Source organism: Mesonia profundi (genome assembly GCF_031085155.1).
GTDB lineage: Bacteria > Bacteroidota > Bacteroidia > Flavobacteriales > Flavobacteriaceae > Mesonia > Mesonia profundi.
Window position 1 is genome coordinate 23803 of the sequence record NZ_JAVHUL010000014.1, and the last position, 16079, is coordinate 39881.

Here is a 16079-nt window from a genome sequence, read left to right on the forward strand (position 1 = left end):
AGTTTATTGTGATTATTTAAGGGAGTCTTTGGGTTCTTTGTATTTACCTCCATTTTTTCCGAATACAGAAAAATGAACATAACGTTTTGGATTAAGCTTTATGTCTTGCAGTAATTCTTCTAACTGCTTGGTTGCTCTATCCATATTATCGTAAACTTTATCGTCTTTTAAAAGTTTACCAGCGGTACCTTTCCCATCGTTTAAATCATCTGATATTTTCTGAAAGTCTGCAATGACACCTTCAAAATCACCAACCATTTTATTCAAGTCAATTTTAGCGATAGAATCTGAAAACTTATTAAAATTACCAGACATTTCGTCCAGATTGGTAAAAGTTCTATTTAATTTCTGCTCGTTATTGCCAAGAATATTATTTGCTTTATCGGCTACTCCATTAAAAGAAGCTACCGTGGTGTTTAGGTTAGCAAAAGTTTCTTTAAGGTCTTCTCTAGTCTCCTCATTTAAAACATCATTAATCGCATACAATAAGGAATCTGCACTTACAATGGCGCTTTCTATTTTCATTTGAAGCGGCGTTAACCGATCGTTTACTAACTCTAAAAGTCCTTCTTCTATATCGCCTACCAATGTGTCACCAGACTCTGCTCTCTCTCCTTTATAATGTGGAAGAATAGCCATGGTTTTACCTCCAATTAAGCTTCCCCCATATATTCTAGCGATACTTTTCGTGGTAAATTCAAAATCATCCTCTATACTCATGGTTACTAAAACTCTTCCTTTTTTATTCAGAAAAGAAATATCTGTTACCGAACCAACTTTTATTCCGTTAATGGTTACGGCAGATGATTTGGCCAAACCTTCTACTTCATTATACGTAGCATAAAATGTTCTATCGTTCTTGAGTATATTATTTCCTTTTAGAAAATTATATCCAAAAATTAATAATGCAATAGCTACAATAGCTAATAAAGCTGTTTTTACTTCTTTAGTAATCTTCAAATGAGTGCGTTTTTATAGGTTAGCAAATTTAATGATTAAATATAGAAAAGTCCGTCTATTTCTTCGGACTTTTTAACGCCTCATTAACGCTAATTTTATTTCCTTTCTTAAAAGCGACTAAATAGCTGCTTTTATACCCTGTTGTTTTTGCTTTGATAAGCAAATCTTTAGCTTTACTATAACTAGAAGTCTTTCCGTAATAATACTTATAAAGTTGAGCTTCTTTATTTCGCTCTACCCCTTTTAAACCTTTAAAATTGTAAGGCGCGGTTTCAATGATTGTAGAACCTGCAGCGATTTGTACTTTAAAGGAAATCCCTTGATAGTGATCGCCATATTCTCTTTCTTCTACAGACTTTGGTTCTAATAGTGCTGACGTTTCAGAAAAATGTAAGTTAATGCTGTTTTTATAATTTACAATCCCCTTCTCTATAGACTTCGCGACTTGAGCTTTCGCTTTAGTTGAATTTAAATAAGTTCCTTCAGTCTTATTAGTAAGAAAACCTACCTCTGTAAGTACGCTTGGCATATAGGTCTCTCTCAACACTAAAAGCCCCGCTTGCTTCACCCCTCTATCTCTTCTTTTTAATGTATTGGTGTATTCTGTTTGAATAAAATCTGCCAACAAAATACTTTGATCTAAATATTCTTCCTGCATCAAAGTCATTCCTATATAAGACGAAGGATCCTTTGGATCAAAACCATCATAAGTCACCTCATAATTTTCCTCTAAATAGATCACTGAGTTCTCCTTCATCGCTATCTCTAGGTTAGCTTTATTGTTATGAAGTCCTAATACAAATGTCTCTGTTCCATGAGCGCTAGAGGCACTTGCGGCATTACAGTGGACAGATACAAACAAGTCGGCTTGCGCGTCATTTGCAATATCTGCTCGTTGGTGTAAGGGAATAAAAACATCAGTTTTACGCGTGTATATTACTTTAATTTCCTTATTTTTTTCTAAAAGCTTACCCACCTGCAACACAATATCTAATGCGATATGTTTTTCATAAAACCCGTTTCCGCGATTACCAGGATCTTTTCCGCCGTGTCCAGCATCCAAAACTACTATAAAAGGTTTAGGCGGGGTTATCTCTTTGGAATAACTATTGATACTAAAAAAGCAACAAAATAAGAGAATATAAACAATATTGTTTTTCATAATGAGGGAGTTAGTTTTTTAAAATTAACACTTGGTTTTTAATTTTTAAAAAATCTACATATACCTTTAAAAAATATATGTAATTTTGAAGTTTCAAAAAGCGAGCCAAAATCATACAAAAATAGCACTCTAAGCATTGCAAACAAACTTACTCTACATACTTTTCACGTGTTTTTTTGTGTTCCTAGGTTCTACGGTAACCGTGGCCCAAGAAATTGACAGCATTACAAAAGTAAATATTCCTGCGGAAAGAGAAGCAATTTTTCCCTTAAGTGATAGTCTTACCCCAAAATTAATCACTCAAGTTGATACTGTTAAAACAGATACAATCAAACCTAAAAGTGATTCTTTCTTAACGGCAAACATTGTAGCCACTGCAAAAGACTATATGCGCTACGATCGAAAAAACGGTCAAGCCTACCTATATAATGAAGCAAAAATCGTGTATGGTGATCTAATTATTGAAGCTGGTCTTATTATCTTAAACAATAAGAACAACGAGATTTACGCTTACGGAATCAAAGATTCTACAGGTACATACACCCAAAGCCCTGTTTTCACCCAAGGTGAAAGTGTGGTGAAACCAGATAGTATTCGGTTTAATACGGTTAGTAAAAAAGCATTGATACACAATTCTAGGACCAAGCAAGGTGAATTTAATGTTTTAGGGGAAAGGACCAAAAGAGAAAATGATTCGGTGTACTTTATTAAGAATGTAAAATTCACCACTTCTAAAGATATTGATAATCCCGAATATTATTTTTACGCGCGAAAAATCAAATTGGTTCCTGAAAAAAAGATTGTCACGGGTCTCGTCAATATGTATATCGCCGATGTCCCTACTCCGCTTGGTTTACCTTTTGGATATTTTCCATTAACGAGTGAAAGGGCATCTGGATTTATAATTCCGTCTTTTGGAGACAACCAAAATAGGGGGTACTTCTTGCAAAATGGAGGCTATTACTTTAATATTAATGATTATGTAGATTTAGCAGTCTTAGGAGATTACTATACCAACGGAAGCTACGGTTTCCGATTAGAATCCAGCTACGCATTGCGTTATCGCTTTAATGGTAATGTAAGTTTCAGGTATGAGAAATTATTAAATAGTGAACGCGGTTTCCCCGATTTTTCTGAAAGTTCTATTTATAATTTACGTTGGAGCCATACTCAGGATCCAAAATCAAATCCGGCAAGTAGATTCCAAGCTTCTGTCAACTTAGGAAGTAGTAAGTATTATCAAGAAACCATCAACCAAACTAATACCGGTAACTTTTTAAATAACAGCTTAAGCTCTTCAGTCTCTTATTCCAAAACTTTCGATGGCAAGCCACAAGTAAACCTAAGTATAGCAGCCACCCAAAATCAAAACACCAATACCCAAGAAGTTAATATGACCTTGCCTACAGTGCAAGCTAGTATGGCTAGAATATTTCCTTTTGAACCCAAAAATGGAACCAAAAAGGGAGTGTTTCAAAACATTAATTTTCAATACAATGTAAAAGGAGAAAATAGAATTAGAACCACAGATTCATTACTCTTTAAGCCGCAAATGTTTAAAGATATGCAATCGGGAATCCAGCATACTATTCCCATAAATACCAACTTTAAACTCTTTAATTACTTTAGCGTTAGTGCGGGAACTTCTTTTCAAGAAAACTGGGTATTTAAAACCATAGAGCGGTCTTATAACGATAACCTTCAAAGAGCAGTGACAGATACCGTTAATGGATTTGATGCCTATAGAACCTATAACTTCTCCTCGAGTATAGGAACTACTATTTATGGATTATTCAATTTTAAAAAAGAAGGAAAAATACAAGCCATTAGGCATGTAGTACGACCTTCCATAAGCTACAGTATTAATCCTGCTTTTGATGAGTTTTACGATACCTATTTAATTCCCGAAACTTCCGGTTTACCCGAAGAAGTTGTAGAATATTCAAGATTTGAAGGCGGACTTTTTGGTGCTCCAGGAAATAATTATAGTAGTAACATAGGATTTTCTCTTACCAACGACTTTGAAGCTAAAATACGCTCTAAAGACACTACGATCACCGAGCCCATCAAACGTAAGTTATTAAGTAATTTATCCTTTTCCACTTCCTACAATTTGGCCGCAGATTCTTTACATTTTCAGCCTGTTACGGTGAGAGGAGTTTTGCCTATCATAGAAAATAAGTTAGACATCAATTTTAATGGAGCGTTAGATCCTTATGCATTAAACAGCAATAATCAACGTATAAATACTTATAATATCAACAACGGTGGAAGTTTATTTAGACTTACCAGAGCTAATCTAAGCTTTGGGTACAGCCTTTCTAACAAAGATTTTGAAAAAGACGAAAAAGACAAGAACAAAGATAATCCAGATAATGAAACCTTTAGAAATGGAGGAAGACCAGATGATTTATTTGGTAGATCTACTAATCTTGATGGTCGGCTTTATGATGAGGATGAAGAAGAAGAAATCGTAGAAAACGAAACTCAGAGATACCGCTATGCTATTCCGTGGCAAATTAGATTTGCGTATACGGCAACCTACAACAACCTGAGACGCGAAAATGAAATCTCTTCCCACTCCTTGATGTTTTCTGGAGATGTAGAACTTTCTCCACGCTGGACAGTGGGTGCTTCTTCGGGTTACGATTTAAAAAACCCCGGTTTCACCTTTACCCAACTTCGTTTTCAGCGAGATTTAGAAAGCTGGAGACTATCTTTTAACTGGACTCCCTTTGGAAACCGAGAATCTTGGTATTTCTTTATCGGAATTAAGGCTAACGTCTTGAGCGATATCAAATACGACAAAAATAGAGAACGAGACAGAAGCTTATAAACTATGAAAAAAATTATTAAAACCCCTCATGCCCCCGCTCCTATTGGACCTTACAATCAGGCTGTTTTAACAGGAAATACGCTTTACACTAGCGGACAAATTGCGATCGATCCCAACACCAATGAATTGGTCACCAACGACCTTGAGAAAGAAACGCATTTGGTGATGAAAAACTTAAAAGCAGTTCTAGAAGCAGCTGAAATGACTTTTGAAAACGTCATTAAAACCTCCATCTTTATCAGTGATATGAATAGCTTTCAGCAAATCAATAAAGTTTACGCCACTTATTTTGACGAAGAAACTGCGCCAGCCCGAGAAACCGTAGAAGTAGCCAATCTTCCTAAATTTGTGAACGTAGAAATAAGTGCCATTGCGATAAAATAAATCGGTTTTAAGCTGAACTTATTTCTAATTATCCTTCGCCGAAAAAGTAAAATTTTTTAAGTAGTTTTATTTTTTTCTAAAAATCATCCTATGGCATTATCTACATTAGACTGGTTACTTATCATTTCTTTTTTTGTCATCAGTCTTTTGGTCGGCGTTCTCGTCTATAGAAAAAGTAGTAAAAATGTGGATAGTTTTTTCCTTAGCGGAAGAAATATGCCGTGGTGGCTCTTAGGAGTTTCTATGGTGGCCACCACTTTTGCTGCCGATACTCCCGGTCTCGTTGCCGGAATTGTAAGAAAAGATGGCGTTTACGGAAACTGGATTTGGTGGTCTTTCCTCCTTACCGGAATGCTTACCGTTTTCTTTTATGCTAAACTTTGGCGAAGAAGTAACATCACCACCGATTTAGAGTTTTATGAAATCCGTTACAGCGGAAGAAGTGCTGCTTTACTGCGAGGATTTAGAGCCCTTTATCTAGGCGTATTTTTTAATGTAGTTATTATGGCCACCGTATGTTTGGCCGCCATCAAAATAGGACATGTTTTATTTGGCTTCTCTGAAGTGCAAACTTTAGTCATTGCCTCTTTGGTAACCGTTTTTTATTCGCTCCTTGGCGGATTAAGAGGCGTCCTCATCACCGATTTTATTCAGTTTATCATTGCGATGGTGGGAAGCGTTTGGGCTAGTTATTATATCATTAACCTCCCACAAATCGGCGGACTAGAGAACTTATTAACCCACGAGCTGGTTCAAGATAAAACCGCTTTCTTTCCAGATTTCTCTCAACCAGAAATTATTATTCCGTTACTGATTATTCCACTTTCTGTACAGTGGTGGAGCGTTTGGTATCCTGGCGCTGAACCTGGCGGAGGTGGTTATATTGCACAACGAATGCTCGCTGCAAAAGATGAGAAAAATGCGGTATTAGCTACGTTGTTTTTTAATGTGGCTCACTATGCCTTGCGTCCTTGGCCTTGGATTATCATTGGTTTGGCTTCGCTTATCATTTATCCAGATCTACAAAGCTTACAAACCGCTTTTCCCAATCTAAATGCTTCTTTTGTAAAAGACGATTTATCCTATTCGGCGATGTTGGTGTTTTTGCCCTCTGGCTTATTGGGAATTGTGATCACTTCGCTTATCGCTGCTTTTATGAGCACAATTTCCACACACCTTAACTGGGGAAGCAGTTATGTGGTGAACGATTTTTATGCGCGCTTTGTCAACAAGAATGCTTCTGAAAAGTCTAAAGTAAGAGTCGGGAGAATTTCTACCATTTGCATGATGATTCTTGCGGGTTTACTTTCTTTAATTCTCGAAGAAGCGAGAGACGCTTTCAACCTTTTATTGCAAATTGGCGCAGGAACAGGTTTGCTGTTTATCCTGCGTTGGTTTTGGTATAAAATAAATCCGTATAGCGAAATTGCAGCGATGGTTTCCTCGTTCCTCATTGCTATTCTTTTCTTTGTCAACAGTAAATTAGAGACACCTTGGTTTGAAATTGCTTCGCATTGGCAGTTGGTAATCGGAGTGATAATTACTACCATAGCTTGGGTAAGTGTCACTTTATTAACGCAACCTAGCGATCAAAAAACTCTAGATAAATTTGAAGAATTGGTATTTAGTGAAGGGAAGTTTAAACACATCAATTATAAAATAGGTGCTTTTCTCTTAGGGACTCTTGGAGTTTATGCGAGTCTCTTTGGAACGGGATTTATCATCTACGGAGATTATTTAGAAGCAGGAATCTCTTTTGTGATTGCCCTTATTGGTTTTCTCTACCTCGTTAAAAACTGGAATAAGATTGTTTAAAAGATTAACTCTGAGTAAAGATTCAGTTTGCTTATTCAATTCATAATCCATGAGTAATTTCAAGCTAAGCTCGTAGAGTAAAAGGTAAAAACAAACGTTAAGTATTGAATTTAAACACCTTACACTCTATGCGGTCTTTGCGAGTTGCTTTGCTAGAAACACAACTTATATAAATAGGAATCTAAACTGATCAGTTATAACTTCTTATTCTTTAAGCATATTTTTTGATTCAAAAAAGGCCCTTAAACACACCCTTATAGGAGAAAAAGCAACGCGACATTTCAATATTAAATCTTTTAATCTAGTCCTGGAAATTGAATATAATCTGGAGCTAAAGATTTAGGATTCTCTTCCACCTCTTCTGGTACTTGTTCTTTTTTCTCCACTTCCTTATTCAGCATTTTTCTAATGAGCTCTTTAAAGGTATCAAAATCTACAGAATAAGAAAGTCCTACTCCTTGTGTATATCCTAATTGCTCTCCTATATATTGTATGTTATTTTCTCTATTAAAAAGCTTTGCTCTAAGCGTTCCATCTTCGTTTAACAGCAAATCTATTTCTACGTTTCCTACCACCACAGATTCGGTTACTCCGCCTACAGGAACCCCAACTCTTCCGTTAAGTAGTATGCGTTTACTGATTTGTGTACTTAGCGTTACTCCAAAACGATCGGCTACATCTTGATCCTGTGTTCTTGCGCCTTGAACGTAGTTGATTCCCACTTTAAATTTCCCATCTTCATCACTAAAAATATCATCAAATAAACCAGAAGCTCTTTCGAGTAATAAATTTCCTGGGGCTGCATTTTGACCCGGTGCATTCTGACTGTAGAAACTACCTTGAGTAATTAAAGATAAAGCTTGTAGCTCTGTACTTTGTTTGTCGCTTATTCTATACTCTAACTCCGATTTCACCACAGAACTCAAATTGGGATATTCAATATCAAAACTTAAATCGGCTTCTGTTAATTCTCCATTTAAATTAATGAAAACTTCTATCGGAATATTTCTATTTATTGTTGGATTTTCTAGTAAAATAGCAGGATTGGCAGAAGTTTCATACAATGCTCTTACGTTAAGATTAGCCCGAGTTGGGCTCCCGTCCCAAGTAAGGTTTCCTCCAGAAACTACCTGAAATTCCTTTTGCACCAAACCACCATACTTAAAGTTATAAACCCCTTCATACGCCACAAAATCTCCCCACATATTAAACTTCCCATTGGTGTTGATCTCTATCAATAAAGTTCCGGCCCCGCGTCCGCGTAGCGAACTTCCACTATTTTGATCTACTACCACTTCTACTTCCGCATCATTGGTAACATCCAAATCAAACACCAGCTCTAAACCTTTTACGGGCTTTGTCTCAATTTCTTTTCCTTGTTCCCGCGCTATTTTTTCTTCTCTCGTTAAGAAGTAGATAAACGAATTATCTCCAATCGTTTCGGTATCGCTTAACGGAATTTTAAAAATTGTTCCCTTCTCTGTCTTCGCATTTACCGTAATCTTTAAAGCATCTGTTGGGCCTTTAATAGAAGCGTTTCCATTGATGAAAGCAGTTCCATAATAGAGTGATTCTTCGGTAGCTTCTGTATCTAAAACAAGTAATCTATCAGGTGCATTGATTTCTAAATCGAGTTCCCATTTAGAAAATTTTTGATGAGAGATTGTTCCGTTAAGGACACCTTTAGTTTTATATTTAATATCAGTAACATCAATTTTATTGAACAAAAATTCTTGGTTAGAAAGATCTACAATAGCTTCTTGTTCAAAATCTAAATCTACGTTTAGGTAAGGGATTTTAGCTCCGGCTTCATCTAGCGTTAATCGCCCCGAAATATCTGGATTGCTATAATCTCCCGATATTTTTGCCTGTCCTGAAGCCTCTCCCCTAATGTTCGTAATCACATCGCCTCCCAAAGCGCTAAAAGCATCTAGTTTAAATTTATCTAAATCGACAGTCAAATCGATGTTAGAGTCGTCTGAACTTACATTAATTCCGCCTTTGGCCTTTAAAAACTCATATTCCTCATTCTTTAAGATGGCATCAATCTGGTAGGAAGTAAGCGATTTATTTCCTTCTATAGAAAGGTCTAAATCTCCATAATCTGTCTCATTAATCGACACATTTTTAATGCCTAGAGAACTACTGGGGTAATAAACTCCTTCTTTTTGAAGAAAATTGAGCTCTCCGTTTACAATTCCGCCCAGATTTAAACTGTCAATGGAAGGCGTAATCTTTTTTAAGTCTACATTTAAAAAATCTGCATGAAAGTTTTTATAGGTGGAATCTGTGAGTTCTCCACTTAATTTTATGAGTTCATCCTGATGAGAAATTAATAAAGTATCTAATTCAAATGTCTTAAATTCATTATCAAAGACCAATTTCTGATTTTTAAGATTCTCTTTATTTAAATACCATTTGGCTTCTTTAAACTTAAAGTTTGACTTTCTAAATCCAACCACCGATTTATTGTCTTCATTAATCGTATGGTAAAAACTCAAGTTAAAAGCGTCATCATTATAGTCTCCTCCCCTAAATTCTGTTCGTACAAATAAGGTATCACGTAAGGTGACATTAATCAAGTTGAATTTAGATGCATTATAGAATTTGGTAGAAATACTATCTACCTCTATATAGGCATTAAACAACGGGTTAGAATTGTCTATTTGCAGGTCAATTTCTTGTAATTTGTTCTTAAAAACTTCCATTTCTGGAGACTTGAATGTCAGTTTAAAATCATCCTCTTCAGATTCTACGCTTCCGCGGATAAAAGTATTCGGCGAAAGCTTTATATCTGGTAAAACCACTTCTATAATCTTGTTATAGATATCAAAATTAAAATCTAAATACTGATTGGATTCAATGGGAATAGGCTCATAATTGGCATATAAATTACCGATAGAATTTTTAAATAAAGCAGGAACCTCTCCTAGATTAAACTTTCCTACTACTTCCCCATTAATAATATCTGGAGAGCTTACCGTAATTTTCCTTACTTCGTCTTTAAAACTAGAGGTCACGGTAAACTCCTCGAACTCATAAACGTTGGTTTGGTTTTGATAAGAAGCTCCAGTCAAAATAATTTCCCCTTCGGCATTATCTATGGTGGTTCCTCTCATATTCATCATCACTTTCCCCTTAAATATGGAAAGCGTATCCCGATTCACAAAGTTGAGTCGGTGTAAGTCTGCGTAAGTGACATTGGCATTAAAATCATACACGTTTTGCTTATCGGAAACATCGATCAAGCCATCAAAGTCAAATTGTAGGTTGGGATCATTAATGACTAATTTTCCGTTAAAGTATGGATTTCTCAAAATCCCAGATACATTTATATCATGGTAGGTGTAGTTATTAAAACGTAACTTCTCAATACTTCCATTAAGCTTTGTATTTAAGGTATTTTGACTAAATCCTGTTCCGTCTACTTTTAGATTAAAGCTGGTTTTTCCCAATTGGTCATTTCCTAAAAGTTTTCCCAGGTTAAAATCTTTAAAAACTACATCTCCCTTATAGGTGGTAAAATCGGGGTCGTTTAAAGTACCTAAATCTACTTTTAAAATGGCGTTTCCTAATTGGCTATTCACTTTAGAATTGGTGGAAACTGTGGTAGGAGTCGCTTTTAAATATCCGCTAAGATTAATATTTCCTATTTCAATAAGCTCTTTAGGCAAAGTGTTTCCAAGAACGCGAGGAAGAAGGTTGACCAAATCATAATAATTGGTCGTTAACTGATTAAAATTTCCCTCTAAGCTAAAATTACTGGGATCTTCTGCCAGCATATTTTTTAAATTGAGGTTTCCGTCAATGAGGCTTCGATCCATTCCGTGCATTTGCCAGTTGTCTAAATTCAGGTCGTTAAGGGTTCCTGAAAGATCTCCTTCAAATTTAAAAGTTTCATTATTTCCAAACTCTTCGTAAAATACTTTTAAATCATTAGTATTGACTGAAGAAGCTCCAAATTTACCTGCTAATTGCACCTTATTTTCAAAATCGTTAAAATCTTCAGGGTCATTGTAATTAAATTTTATATCCCCTAGAATTGACGATTCTTCTGTCTCCAAGAGAAGATCTTTTAGATTCATCAACTTGGAGGTGTATGAAAATTTAGTTTGAAGATTTTTAATAGGAATACCTCTTCCCTCGATTCCGTTTAAACTATTTACATCCACATAAACATCGCTATTGTCTACTAAAAGATTGAAAGCATTGATGTTGAGCTCACTTAAACTAACCAGGTTAGGATGAGAATTATTTTCATCTACAAAAGTGAAGGTTCCATTGAGGACTTGAATATGGTCGATGGTTAAAGAAAAATCCTTGGTTTTGGGTTTTCCGCTATCAAATTTTTGTGCAAAAATATTAAGATTGTCTTCTTCTTCTCCTTTATAACGTTTTATATGAAGCTTTAGCTGATCCACTTCCGCATTAGCGAAATCCAAATCATAACCGGTAAGCAATCCAGGAATATTTATTAAAGAGGTCTTCAATTCATTAGCACTAATCAATGTATCTTGATGATGATCTGCTATAAAAACATGCTCTAAAACCACCCTGCCATCGTAAGAAATACTTAGATTCTTTACATCTATTTTGGCATCATATTTTTCATAAAGAAGTTGAGTCACCTTATTCGCTGTAAAAGTTTGCACACTGGGAATGGAAAACACCAATACCAACAACAAGAATAGCAGCAAAATAGCTACGATAATCCGCCCTAATATTTTGAAAAATTTTTTAATGGAGTTTCTTATTGAATTGGTTTACATGAAAAAGAATAATCCTAAATTTGTTTGCTTTTGCTTAAGCCCGTAACTTCGTAAATACACGATTACAAAAATAGGTAGCTTTAGCAACAATATTAACAATTTTTGTGCCTAATATTTCATAATGAACACACAAAATATCTATATTCTTGGCATTGAGTCTTCTTGCGATGATACCGCGGCGGCTGTGCTGCATAATGCTAGTATTCTTAGCAATGTAGTTGCCACCCAAGAAGTGCATCAAAAATACGGTGGCGTGGTGCCTGAGTTGGCTTCTAGAGCCCATCAACAAAACATTGTGCCGGTTATTGATCAAGCTATAAAAGAAGCTGGAATTACCAAAGATCAAATTTCTGCGATTGCGTTTACTCGAGGTCCTGGTTTAATGGGTTCTTTATTGGTAGGAACTTCTTTTGCTAAATCTATGGTCATGGCTATGCAAATTCCTTTGATTGAAGTCAACCACATGCAAGCGCATATTTTAGCTCATTTTATTGACGATGCCAGCGAGCGCAAGCCTAATTTTCCCTTTTTGGGGATGACCATTAGTGGCGGACATACGCAAATTGTTAGGGTTGATGATTACTTTAAGATGGAAGTTATTGGTGAAACGCTAGATGATGCCGTTGGAGAAGCTTATGATAAATGCGGAAAAATGCTAGGACTTCCCTATCCTGGTGGTCCTCTAATCGACAAATACGCCCACGAAGGAAATCCCAAAGCCTTTGCGTTTACAAAACCTAAAGTAGACGGACTTAATTTTAGCTTTAGCGGATTAAAAACTGCGGTGTTGTATTTTTTACAACGAGAAGAAAAGAAAAATCCTCATTTTATTGAAGAGAATCTAAAAGACATTTGTGCTTCTTTTCAATATACGGTGGTGAACATTTTACTTGATAAGCTTAAAAAAGCGGTGAAAGAAACCAGAATTAAAGAGATCGCTATTGGCGGAGGTGTTTCTGCGAATAAAGGAATTAGAGCGATGCTGAAAGAGCAAGAACAAAAAAGAAATTGGATTGCCCACATTCCTAAATTTGAGTATACGACAGATAATGCTGCTATGATTGCCATTGTGGGACACTATAAATTTTTACAACAAGACTTTACAGATTCTTCCATATCTGCCAAAGCAAGGTACCGTATTTAATATGCAGCTATTCTATCAAGAACATATTCGACCCGAAGACAAAAACATTGTTTTTACTAAAGATGAAAGCAGGCACATTGCTAAAGTACTTCGTAAGCAAGAAGGCGATATATTGCACGTAACCAATGGAAAAGGTTATCTTTTTATAGCCGAAATCCTTCAGGCAAGTTCGAGTCAATGTTTGGCGAGCATTCAAGAAACAAAACAAGAAACGCCCAAACCTTATGGCTTGCATTTGGCGGTTGCACCTACCAAAATGAACGATAGATTTGAATGGTTTCTAGAGAAAGCCACCGAAATTGGTATTGATAGCATCACCCCCATTTTATGTGATCACAGCGAACGCAAAAGAATAAAACCAGAGCGTTACGAACGGGTTTTACAAAGCGCGATGAAACAATCGCTTCATTATCGTTTACCTCAATTGAATCCGTTAATTTCTTTTTCTGAATTTGTCGAAAAAAATGCAGGCGAAAACTGTTTTATTGCTCATTGCGAAGAAACGAATAAGAAATTATTGTCTAAATCAATTCCGCTTCAGCAAAATTATACGCTTTTAATTGGTCCTGAAGGAGATTTTTCTACTTCAGAAATTGAGTTGGCCTTAGAAAAAAAATTTCTTCCCGTAAGCTTAGGAAATACACGTTTAAGAACCGAAACCGCTGCCATTGTCGCGGCACATACTTTTGCGATGTTACACGAATCATAAAATAATTTCTATCTTTAAATTCTAAATCCTTTTATGCGCTATCTTTTCGTCTTAGTCATTTTAATTTCCGGAAGCCTTCAAGCACAAAGTGTAGCGGTTTTAAAATACAATGGTGGTGGCGATTGGTATGGGAATCCCACATCCTTGCCCAATTTGGTGAAGTTTTGCAATACGAATATCCAAACCAACATCAACACTCAAATCCTCAATGTAGAACCCGCTTCTCCAGAGCTTTTTGAATATCCTTTTATTCATATGACAGGACACGGAAATGTTTATTTTAATGCTGAAGAAGCGCAGAATCTAAGAAATTATCTACTGAGTGGAGGCTTTTTACACATTGATGATAACTACGGAATGAATCAATACCTAAGAAAAGAATTGGTGAAAATTTTCCCCGATAAAGAGCTGCAAGAAATTCCGGCTACGCATCCTATTTTCTCTATCGCTTTTCCTTTCCCTGACGGCTTGCCGAAAATTCATGAACACGATGGAAAAAGACCTCAAGCTTTCGGACTTTTTGAAAATAAGCGTCTGGTATTATTATTTACGTATGAAAGTGATTTAGGAAATGGTTGGGAAAACCCCGAAATTCATAACGACCCTAAAGAAGTGCGATTAAAAGCTTTAAAAATGGGAGCTAATATCGTTAAATACGCTTTTGAACATTAATATGTCTAAACAACTCACACATACCGAAATAGATTTTAAAAAAGAGAAATTTCCTATTGTATTGATTACAGACCGAATTTCGAGTCCGGCAAATTTGGGTAGTTTACTAAGAATAGCCGATGCTTTTCATATCGAAAAAATTATGGTACTCGATTCGGTAATCGACCTGAATAGCAATCGTCTTAAAAGAACCGCGCGATCTACTGAAAAAATGGTGTGTATTGATTTTTATGAAAATTTGGAAGAAATTCTGCAAGAATTAAGTGAAGAAGAATACCAATGGATTAGTTTAGAAATTACTGAAGATAGTTTTCCTGTTTCAGAATTAAAACTAGATCCTAGCAAAAAAATAGCTTTAATTGTGGGGGAAGAACGCAGCGGCGTGCATGAAGACTTATTGGCATTAAGTAAAAACGTGGTACATATTCCCATGTTTGGCAACAATAGCAGCATGAATGTAGCACAAGCTGCTGGGATTTGTTTGTACGAGATGACCAAAAAAATAATAGACCATCGCTAATAAATAATATATTTACGCTATGAGAGCAAAAACAATTACGGTTGGTATTTTAAGAGCATTAGGAGTCATCGTCGCGATTTTCCTATTTTGCGTATTTATCTACATGATCCAATCGGTAATTGTATATATAGCCATTGCCGCTGTGATTTCTTTAATTGGAAGACCTATTGTTTGGTTTCTAAAACACCGACTTAGAATTCCCAATAAACTTGCCGTTATCATGGTTTTGCTTTTGGTCTCCGCTATATTTGTAGGGATTATAGCACTTTTCATTCCTATTATCGTTCAACAAAGTGAAAACTTGGGGCAAATTGATTTTGATGCTTTTAAAACCGACTTGAACGAACTAAATATTCAAATAAAAGATTATTTGGGAATAGAGCAGATTGATATTATTCAAGGCTTACAACAAACCAGTTTTGTTCGAAATTTTGATTTAAAAGTAATCCCCAACTTTATGAATCATATTTTTGGAGGTTTAGGAACTGCTTTAATCGGTATTTTCTCGATTATTTTTATCTCCTTTTTCCTTTTAAAAGATAGTAAACTGATGCTTAATAGTATCTTGGTTTTTGCCAATCGTGGTGATGAAGCCCGTTTTAAAAGAGTGTTCGAAAAAATAAAAGCTTTGCTGTCTAGGTACTTCGTAGGACTTACGCTTCAAATCTTTGTCTTATTTGTCCTCTACTCTTCTTTATTGATGATTTACGATGTAGACAATCCCATTGCCATTGCTTTTATTTGTGCTTTTTTAAATATCGTTCCTTATTTAGGACCTCTAGTTGCTGGAATTCTTATGATGCTTTTCGTGATTTCTAGTAATCTAGGAGCCGATTTTTCTACCGTAATTCTTCCTAAATTGGCCTATGTAATGACGGGTTATGGAATAGCCCAACTCATCGATAATTTTATCAACCAGCCTTTAATTTTTGGAAAAAGTGTAAAGTCACATCCTTTAGAGATTTTCTTAGCCATTCTTATTGCAGGACTTTTATTTAATGTGATTGGGATGATCGTTGCCATTCCCGTTTATACCGCTCTTAAAGTGATTGCGAAAGAAGCTTTTAGCGAATATAAAATTGTGAAGAACCTTACCAAAGACCTTTAA

At 35.7% G+C, this 16079-nt stretch carries 11 protein-coding genes; 8 read left to right on the forward strand and 3 right to left on the reverse strand.

Features of this window, described 5'->3' with window-relative positions; all coding sequences use genetic code 11:
* Window positions 1-12 precede the first annotated feature (12 nt).
* On the reverse strand, window positions 13-960 hold the full coding sequence (locus RBU60_RS06825; RefSeq protein WP_308863994.1) for an MlaD family protein: 948 nt from the start codon (window positions 958-960) through the stop codon (window positions 13-15).
* Window positions 961-1015: 55 nt separating this feature from the next.
* Window positions 1016-2122, reverse strand: a complete 1107-nt coding sequence (locus tag RBU60_RS06830; protein ID WP_308863995.1) for an N-acetylmuramoyl-L-alanine amidase family protein — start codon at window positions 2120-2122, stop codon at window positions 1016-1018.
* Between the two features lie 136 nt (window positions 2123-2258).
* Between RBU60_RS06830 and RBU60_RS06835 the strand changes: the two genes are divergently transcribed.
* From RBU60_RS06835 to RBU60_RS06845, 3 genes are all read left to right on the forward strand, one after another.
* Entirely contained in the window at window positions 2259-4958 is a 2700-nt protein-coding gene (locus tag RBU60_RS06835) for a putative LPS assembly protein LptD (protein ID WP_308863996.1), read from the forward strand.
* A 3-nt stretch (window positions 4959-4961) separates the two neighbouring features.
* Window positions 4962-5342: a RidA family protein gene (locus RBU60_RS06840; RefSeq protein WP_308863997.1), complete on the forward strand. Its 381-nt coding sequence runs from the start codon at window positions 4962-4964 to the stop codon at window positions 5340-5342.
* Between the two features lie 90 nt (window positions 5343-5432).
* Window positions 5433-7157 (forward strand): sodium:solute symporter family protein, encoded by a 1725-nt coding sequence (locus tag RBU60_RS06845; protein ID WP_308863998.1) that lies wholly within the window; start codon window positions 5433-5435, stop codon window positions 7155-7157.
* A gap of 296 nt (window positions 7158-7453) precedes the next feature.
* Here the strand turns inward: RBU60_RS06845 and RBU60_RS06850 are convergent, their stop codons facing one another.
* On the reverse strand, window positions 7454-11854 hold the full coding sequence (locus tag RBU60_RS06850; protein WP_308863999.1) for a translocation/assembly module TamB domain-containing protein: 4401 nt from the start codon (window positions 11852-11854) through the stop codon (window positions 7454-7456).
* 193 nt (window positions 11855-12047) lie between these two features.
* Between RBU60_RS06850 and tsaD the strand changes: the two genes are divergently transcribed.
* Genes tsaD through RBU60_RS06875 form a run of 5 tightly spaced genes read left to right on the forward strand, consistent with a single transcriptional unit; the run spans window position 12048 to window position 16079 of the window.
* The gene (gene tsaD / locus RBU60_RS06855) at window positions 12048-13070 is read left to right on the forward strand and encodes a tRNA (adenosine(37)-N6)-threonylcarbamoyltransferase complex transferase subunit TsaD (RefSeq protein ID WP_308864000.1); all 1023 of its coding nucleotides are present in this window, start codon (window positions 12048-12050) and stop codon (window positions 13068-13070) included.
* A 1-nt stretch (window position 13071) separates the two neighbouring features.
* Entirely contained in the window at window positions 13072-13779 is a 708-nt protein-coding gene (locus tag RBU60_RS06860; RefSeq protein ID WP_308864001.1) for a 16S rRNA (uracil(1498)-N(3))-methyltransferase, read from the forward strand.
* 33 nt (window positions 13780-13812) lie between these two features.
* Window positions 13813-14451 (forward strand): DUF4159 domain-containing protein, encoded by a 639-nt coding sequence (locus RBU60_RS06865; RefSeq protein WP_308864002.1) that lies wholly within the window; start codon window positions 13813-13815, stop codon window positions 14449-14451.
* 1 nt (window position 14452) lies between these two features.
* Window positions 14453-14971 carry a TrmH family RNA methyltransferase gene (locus RBU60_RS06870; RefSeq protein ID WP_308864003.1) on the forward strand — a complete coding sequence of 173 codons (519 nt, stop codon included), beginning with the start codon at window positions 14453-14455 and terminating at the stop codon, window positions 14969-14971.
* A 19-nt stretch (window positions 14972-14990) separates the two neighbouring features.
* Window positions 14991-16079 carry an AI-2E family transporter gene (locus RBU60_RS06875; RefSeq protein WP_308864004.1) on the forward strand — a complete coding sequence of 363 codons (1089 nt, stop codon included), beginning with the start codon at window positions 14991-14993 and terminating at the stop codon, window positions 16077-16079.

Bases quoted from the DNA above. Each gene is read 5' to 3' on its own strand.
- RBU60_RS06830 (WP_308863995.1), bottom strand. From the start codon at position 2,122: ATGAAAAACAATATTGTTTATATTCTCTTATTTTGTTGCTTTTTTAGT.
- RBU60_RS06840 (WP_308863997.1), top strand. From the start codon at position 4,962: ATGAAAAAAATTATTAAAACCCCTCATGCCCCCGCTCCTATTGGACCT.
- RBU60_RS06845 (WP_308863998.1), top strand. From the start codon at position 5,433: ATGGCATTATCTACATTAGACTGGTTACTTATCATTTCTTTTTTTGTC.
- tsaD (WP_308864000.1), top strand. From the start codon at position 12,048: ATGAACACACAAAATATCTATATTCTTGGCATTGAGTCTTCTTGCGAT.
- RBU60_RS06860 (WP_308864001.1), top strand. From the start codon at position 13,072: ATGCAGCTATTCTATCAAGAACATATTCGACCCGAAGACAAAAACATT.
- RBU60_RS06865 (WP_308864002.1), top strand. From the start codon at position 13,813: ATGCGCTATCTTTTCGTCTTAGTCATTTTAATTTCCGGAAGCCTTCAA.
- RBU60_RS06870 (WP_308864003.1), top strand. From the start codon at position 14,453: ATGTCTAAACAACTCACACATACCGAAATAGATTTTAAAAAAGAGAAA.
- RBU60_RS06875 (WP_308864004.1), top strand. From the start codon at position 14,991: ATGAGAGCAAAAACAATTACGGTTGGTATTTTAAGAGCATTAGGAGTC.